The organism is Streptomyces sp. AC555_RSS877, assembly GCF_019049245.1.
GTDB lineage: Bacteria > Actinomycetota > Actinomycetes > Streptomycetales > Streptomycetaceae > Streptomyces.
The window spans coordinates 1-5871 of the sequence record NZ_JAGMUK010000036.1 but is presented as its reverse complement, the minus strand read 5'-3'; the positions used below and the strand labels follow the sequence as shown (position 1 = coordinate 5871).

General features: G+C 62.9%; 5 protein-coding genes and 2 pseudogenes. 3 read left to right on the top strand and 4 right to left on the bottom strand.

The features are described 5' to 3' along the window. A partial coding sequence (locus KUM49_RS15925; protein WP_217237502.1) for a hypothetical protein occupies positions 1 to 558 on the bottom strand: 558 nt, incomplete at its 3' end. Between the two features lie 217 nt (positions 559 to 775). Here KUM49_RS15925 and KUM49_RS15920 point away from each other — a divergent pair. After that, positions 776 to 964, top strand: a complete 189-nt coding sequence (locus KUM49_RS15920; RefSeq protein ID WP_217237501.1) for a hypothetical protein — start codon at positions 776 to 778, stop codon at positions 962 to 964. Positions 965 to 1045: 81 nt separating this feature from the next. Here the strand turns inward: KUM49_RS15920 and KUM49_RS15915 are convergent. Then, a pseudogene (locus tag KUM49_RS15915) lies at positions 1046 to 1832 on the bottom strand (IS5 family transposase). A gap of 221 nt (positions 1833 to 2053) precedes the next feature. On the opposite strand from KUM49_RS15915, the gene KUM49_RS15910 reads away from it, so the two are divergent. Next, on the top strand, positions 2054 to 2872 hold the full coding sequence (locus tag KUM49_RS15910) for a hypothetical protein (protein WP_217237500.1): 819 nt from the start codon (positions 2054 to 2056) through the stop codon (positions 2870 to 2872). A gap of 334 nt (positions 2873 to 3206) precedes the next feature. Further along, positions 3207 to 3704, top strand: a complete 498-nt coding sequence (locus KUM49_RS15905; protein WP_217237499.1) for a lamin tail domain-containing protein — start codon at positions 3207 to 3209, stop codon at positions 3702 to 3704. 207 nt (positions 3705 to 3911) lie between these two features. Here KUM49_RS15905 and KUM49_RS15900 read toward each other — a convergent pair whose 3' ends face one another. Together KUM49_RS15900 and KUM49_RS15895 are read right to left on the bottom strand one after the other, a co-directional pair. Continuing rightward, a complete protein-coding gene (locus KUM49_RS15900; protein ID WP_217237498.1) occupies positions 3912 to 4385 on the bottom strand; it encodes a hypothetical protein in 474 nt (157 codons plus the stop codon). Positions 4386 to 4521: 136 nt separating this feature from the next. Next, positions 4522 to 5278 (bottom strand): annotated as a pseudogene (locus KUM49_RS15895) (IS5 family transposase). Between the last annotated feature and the right edge of the window lie 593 nt (positions 5279 to 5871).

The following is a 5871-nucleotide window of genomic DNA, read 5'->3' as shown; positions in this document are numbered from 1 at the left end:
CCGCATCAACTCCTGGCGCTTGTCGACCTTCACCACCTCGCCGATGTTGTGATCCGGATCGAGCCGACGGCCAGCATTCCAATCAATGATCCGGAAAAACCCAACGCCGGAGGGGTCGAAATTGAAGGGGCGGAACGACGTTGGTGTTGCCGGACTTCCGAGGAATTCGATGTATCGGCACCGTTTTCCTGGAACACGCCGACCACGTAGCTCCTCTGCCGTGTCGAAGCACGTGTTCATCACACGCTGTACCACTTGGAGAAAGATCTGCCGGTCGTGTGGGTCCTTGGGGAGGGCCCTGTCTCCGGTCTGAAGGATCTTTCGGACCTCTTCACCGTCCCACCAGTGGCTGGTATCCGCGTCACGGAGCTGCTCGCTGATCAACCCTGCCAGGTGAGGCCAGGGAAGGTAACCGCCCGCGTACGGGCCCCTCAAGGATCGCCTTTTCAACTGGCCGTCACAGAGGGCCTCGACCTCGACCCTGATCGCCTCACGGAAGTTTTCGTTGAGTAGCGCACGCTGCTTGCCTGATAGAACCGCGTCCCCCGAATAGCCCATGCTGCAACCGTAGCGTAGCCAGTCGATAACGGGGGGTTAACGGGCGTATCCGTGAGCGTTCCAGCTCACAACCGTGATCAATTTACAGACAGCCCTCCGTTAGTCCGCGAAACGCAGCGCCTTACTAGACACGGCGCAGAAGGCCATGCTCGACGTAAGTCGGACCCGTTACTGCGCCATCCACAGCCGACGGATCCTAGATCCTGACGGAGGACCCGTGAACCAAGCTAAAGGTGTCATCGACCTCATCGCCTTCATCGCAGTACTCGGCACTGGCATCACGCTCCTCCTGACGGGAACCCAGCCTGAGTCCCTCGCTGTGCTCGTCATCTCCCTGACCGGCCTCTATCAGGCCTACCTGCGCATCGCCCCTCAGTCCGGTTCCAAGAGCGATGAGTCGGACTGATCGCATCGACACCTTGGCGGATCTGCGCCCCGGGAAAGCGCCTGGAAGGCGATGGCACCGTCCTATGAGCTCGTAACACGATCACGGGCGGGCCTTCTTGAGGTGTCTCCAGCAGATGACGCCGCAGGCCAGGGTTACCAGGGCGTCGTGCAGGTCGAGACGTGTTCCCAGCGGACGGTCAGCCGCTTGAAGTGGTGCAGGAGTGAGAAGGTCTGCTCGCCGACGTAGCGGAGCTTGCCCAGGACCTTGATGTTCGGGGTGCCCCTGCGGGAGATGACCGGCAGGATCCGGCGCTTGCACAGCTCACGCCGGTTGGGGTTCTGTCGTAGCCCTTGTCGCCGAGCAGGGCGTCGGGACGCCTGCTCGGCGGCCCAGTTTGCCGGCCACGGCCGGGATGCCGTCGACCATGGCCAGGCTGTGCGACGTCGTTGACGTTGGCCGCAGTGGTGATGACCTTGAACGGCGTTCCCCTGCCGTCACAGATCAGGTGGTGCTTACTGCCCGTCTGCCCGCGGCTGACTGGCGAGGGGCCGGTGGTCTCGCCCCCTTTTTCGCGCGGATGTGGGAGGCATTCACGCAAGCCCGGGTCCAGTCCAGTTCGTCGGCCGCATGCAGCTCGGCGAGCAAGAGCCGGTGCAGCTTCTCGACGACGCCGACCTCGTGCCACCGCCCGAGTCGGCGCGAGCTGGTCTGCCCGGAGCCGAACCCCAGCTCCAGCGGCAGCAGTTGCCAGCTGACGACTTCGCTTTAGAGCACGTACAAGATGCCCTGCAGGCACAACCGGTCATCCACCGGCTTCGGTCCGGGAGTCCTTCTGCGGTCAGGGAGGCAGCAACGGCTCGATCAGCGCCCGCAGTTCGCCATCCACGAGCCACGGCCGATTCCCTACACCTCACGAACGGCGCAATCGTCGTACCCGTCACGCCCGACCAGCACGCCTCAACAAGATCGTGTTACGAGCTCTGAGCCGGTGGGCCCGGCGGATGGACTCAGCCGACACGGAGCAGCTGCATTCGTGGGGTCCGACCATTCGCTGATAGCCCCAGACCTCATAACTGCTCCAGTTCATTCGAGGCGAATCATAGTCTCATGCCTCACACGCGCAACCACAGCCACATGGCGCTGTCGGAAATTTTGGAAATCCGCGGAAAGAGGGAGACCGACCCGGTCACGGGGCACTATCCTGACGCATCCGCGAATGAAATAACCTGCAACGCAGCGGAGGGCAACGACCTCATGACCCGCGTTCTAGTCGCTCTAACTCTGACCGCTTATATCGTCGGATACCCTCTCTGTGTCGGTGTGGCCGTCGACGTCATCACGCAGCATCCCTATGACTGGGTGAGGACAGGATCAACACAGAAGTTCCGTATATTTTTGATTTTCGCACCACTGATCACAATCGGATTCATTCCACTCGCCATCGCAACGAGCCTTTTCTATCTAGGGAAAGTGCGCCCACAACTGACTCACAATGCGAGGGTCGCTGCCAGCCAAGGCTGGCCACCCATAGGCGAAAGGCCAACCTTGGGGCTAAACTGGGCCTGGCATGAAGCACAAATCCCACAAAAGGTGAAAACCATCCTGTCCGCATCAGGTGCCACCTTCTTCTGTGTCGCGATCACTAAGCTGCCTCCTGTACAGAGCGACCCCCCTCAATGGCTCAAGCTTGCGGCCCTCGCAATCATTTGGCCGTCAATCTTCATCGCAGCATATATGACTCTGAGTATAATTCAACTGTACCTCCATTTCGTACACAACGTCCCGCTCTACAACCCAAAAGAAATCGTGCCACGCCACCTGCAAGCGTTGATGCAAAAGGAGTACATCCACAGGGTCAATGATTTTCACAAGCGCCAATTCCCTCAAACACCGTGGAGCCAACAACCCTGGCGAAGCGGCCCGTGACACGCGGTAGGGAAACGAGCAATCCTTCACTGCCGACTGCTCCATAGAGCACCGTGACCGGCTTCGTCCCCTACAAGCACCACGAGACCGAAGCCCTGAGACCGAAAGCCCCACCGGAAGCGAGGAGTCTGCGCACCTGCGAGGAAGGCTCGCCCTGCTGCGCGACGGCCCCAAGGTGTACGCCCTTCGGGGGTATATCCGACCGCGCCGGCATTCGTTTGCCGACCCATCCTCTGCCACTCGAATGGGTGACAGCTCCTTTGGTGTGCAACTGCCGTAGGCGCTCTGCAGTCCTCCACGTGCAGCACCGTTTGTTCCACTGTGGAGGATCCTCTTGCGTAAGCGTTCCATCCTGGCCGCAGCCGTCGCCGCGGGCACTGTCGCCGCCCTGGCACCCGCCGTGTCAGCTCAGGCCGCTGAGTACAGCTCGGCGCTCAAGGTCCGCGGGGTGCAGTACGACGCACCCGGCCGGGACTCCAACAGCTGCTCCTCCGGCAACACCGACGCGGAATATCTGACGGTCAAGAACTACTCGTCCACGGCGACCGTCAACCTTAAGGGCTACATCATCAAGGACGCCACCGGCAACCGCTTCACTTTCCCCACCAACCACCACCTGGAGCCTGGCGACTATGTGAAGCTGCGCGGCGGCCACGGCACCGACTCCGACAAGTACAACGTCGTCTACCGCGACAACTGCAACTTCCTGTGGAACAACGACCGCGACACCATCTACCTGTACAAGCCCTCCGGGAACCGGGCAGACGTGCACTCCTACACCAAGGGCGGATCCGACCCCGACGGCGACGGCTACATCCGCTACCACGACTGAGCCGTCTCGCAGCAAGCGTCGGTCTGCCGGCCGCTGGCCCGTACGAGCTTCTGTCTCCGCAACCTCGTCCACGACCTGGGCAGCCTGTGGTCAGTCGTCGATGCGGATGCTCTTGCCCCTGGGCCAGGCCCGCGCCGCCGGGTGCCGTGCGTCGCGCTCCGACACTTCCCGCGACCACGGATTCCCCCTGCAACCTGCCGGCCACCCTTACGCCAAGTGGTCGCGCACGACATCGAGGAACGCCCTTCGGCTGGGACGTATGTACGCCCAGACCTTCTCATCCTGCGGCTCTGCCGGGTCGCCGGGGCCCTTTCTGATCACGCCTTGGACGTCGGACGCCAGACGACGCGCCGCCTCGTTCACCTCGGACTCGCACAGCATGTGGATCGTCTTCTGCGCCACCCACATCCGGTCGATGGACTCCTTTGCCCGTGCTTGCCACTGATCGTCGGCCAGATTGTGGTGATAGCGGTCTACGGCGACCCGTTCGGCTTCCTGCACTGCGGCCAGAAAGTCGACGAGATGGGTGACGCGTTCGGCGCGACGCGCCTCGGCGCGTTCACGCGCGCTCCGTCGCACTTCGGCCCGCTCCGACGCGCATCCCGACGAGTACTGCGCCAACGTCGAAACGAGGCCGCCGAGTACAACGCCGAGGAGCGGCACCAACGTTGTCGATGTCACAAGTCACTGCTGCACTCACATGGCTGGTGTCGCAGTTCTTCCTGATATTTCATGTGCTGCCCTTTCGTATCGTGTATTCACGCTTTCGGTGTCGTACTGTCCCCAGCCCAGCCTGAACGAGGACCGCTACGGCCAGTCATTCAGGTCGCTTCGAGGCCTCGGAGGGACCGCAGCGGACAGGAGCAGCCGCTGATGTTGCAGTACTGCGCTGCTGTGCAGCTCGCTTAACTGCCGTGTTCCGGGCATGAGCTTCGCGTCGTTGTCGGCGTTCATAGTGGGCGACCTGACGGGCCGCGGGGACGCTGGTAGCAGATCGGATCAACCGCTCGTTTTCGCGATCCACTGAGAACGGACCGTTGCCTCCCAACCGAGGGCGCACCATGGGCTTCAGGCCTTCGCTGTCGTGGACGTTGGCGGCGGAGACGCCAACGACCAGGGGCAGTCCGTTCGCGTCCGACAGGACGTGCATCTTGGAACCCGGCTTGCCCCGGTCCACGGGGCTCGGACCTGTGTGTTCGCCCCCTTTTTAGCGCGTACGTGCGCGGAGTCCAGGACGACGCGGGAGACGTCGATGAGGCCGGCGTCGTCGAGTTGGTGCAGGACCGCTTCGTGGAGCCGGCCCCAGACACCGGCCCGCGACCAGATCATGAACCGGCGGTGGGCCGTCGACTTCGATATGCCGAAACACGGCGGCAAAGCCCGCCATGCGCAGCCGCTGACCAGCACGTAGATGATCGCCGCGAACAGCGTCTCATCAGGCGTGTTCTGGGCCCGCCGCCCTGCGGCCGCACCCGGTCCTGCGGAATCAACGGCCTGGCAAGCTCCCACAAGCCGTCCGGAACAATCCAACTCCACGTACCCCGCCCCGCCCCATAGACGGACCAACGAGCGATCACCACATAGGTCCCCTGAGCGGACGGCGAGTCTGTCGTACCGGGTGGCGATCGCTCGGTGGCGCTTGAGCCGGTTGATCCCGCACTCGACCGCGTGCCGCTGTGCGTAGTCATCCTTGTCGAACTTTGGCGGCCGGCCGCCAAGCGATCCACGCTGGAGGCGGTTGCGGACCCGGTCCGCCGGAACCGGAATGGCGGCCTTGATCCCCCGTCTGCGCAGGTAGGAGCGATTGCTGCGCGAGTCGTACGCCTAATAGGCATGTGGGTTGGCCGGTTGGGCCGATCGGCAGGGGCCAGAGTGGGACGTCTGGGATATACGCAGCGCCAGGAGTGCTTCGACAAGACGGACAAGGGCTTCTGCCCCTGCTCGACCACGAGGTGGATTTTGCTGGTCAGTCCGCCGCGGGAGCGTCCGAGGCCGTGGTCGGCCGGCTCGACGAAGATCCCGCCGGGTGGCTCCTTCTGGAGGTCCCCCTTTTCGCCGCTCCGGCGGCGGGGACTGTAAAACGTTCGGTGTAACTCCCGATCATGGAAGATGCATCGATGACCAGCGACAACGTGACCGAGGTTGAACCCGGCGAGCCGTCTGAGGC

Coding starts and splice junctions, on each gene's coding strand:
- KUM49_RS15910 (WP_217237500.1), top strand. CDS start 2,054: ATGCCTCACACGCGCAACCACAGCCACATGGCGCTGTCGGAAATTTTG.